At 63.8% G+C, this 915-nt stretch carries 2 pseudogenes; both read left to right on the top strand.

Annotation, left to right across the window (positions count from 1 at the left end):
* Positions 1–491, top strand: a pseudogene (locus CF70_RS36485) (hypothetical protein); the annotation flags it as partial.
* 144 nt (positions 492–635) lie between these two features.
* A pseudogene (locus CF70_RS06015) lies at positions 636–915 on the top strand (metallophosphatase family protein); the annotation flags it as partial.

Raw genomic sequence — 915 nt, 5'->3', positions numbered from 1 at the left:
TGCTGGATGCGGAGATCGACCTGGGCGCGCTGCTGGATAGCGCGGATCAGATAGCGCCGGCACTGGACGCGGCAAGCAAGTCGGTCGCGTTGCTAGAAGGCGCAACGCCCGCAGGTGATGGGCCTTCCATGGCGCCGCTCGTCGACATCTCTGGCGCAATGCCACTGGAGCCTGAACGGGCTCCGACGCCCGCGTCGACACCGGTCACTTCGCCGATGCCCGCACCGATGCCTGCACCGATGCCGACCGCGGTCGATCCCGAGGACCGAGAGAGCATCCTCGCCGACCTCGCCGCCCGCCTTGGTATGTCGGTCGGCCAGGAGCGCATGGATCTGCTGACCTTTGCCCGGATCGAGTACGGTCAGGGCTGGACGAAGCGGCCTAACGACGTTGACAGCATGATCGGCGAGATGCAAACCGCGCTGGCTAACCCGCTGGCCTTCCGTGAGCAGGTGCGCTCCCGCGTCCTCGAAGCCACACAGCCTGTCTGACGATGGAATAGTTGAACGGCGTGCAACGCGTCGTTCACCTCATCTTCCACTTCTGCCCCATTTCTTTTCACCTGTGGCCCAGCCGGGCCACGTTCTTTTTCCCGCGCGCCAAATCGGCGCACCATTCCTTTGGAGAATCACATCATGCTCAACGCGAGTGAGAGCCTGTTGTTGGCTCACTTTTCTGATTTGCATTACTCGACGGGCAATCTGGCCGAAGCGGATCGCTGCTTCGGCTTCGCCGTCGAACACGCGATCGCGGCCGGAAGTCAGGTCGGCGTCGTCTCCGGCGATTCGACCGATCATCGCCTGGACGCCCACACACCGGCGCTGCGCGTGCTGGCCGAGCGCATCCGCCAGCTTTCCGAGCATATGGCGATTGTGATGCTCCAAGGCACCTTTTCCCACGAGCCGCCCGGCACGC

It is taken from the genome of Cupriavidus sp. SK-3 (assembly GCF_000611145.1).
Lineage (GTDB): Bacteria > Pseudomonadota > Gammaproteobacteria > Burkholderiales > Burkholderiaceae > Cupriavidus.
Note: the sequence above shows the minus strand (reverse complement) of the source record. Positions and strands in the feature narration are given on the sequence as shown.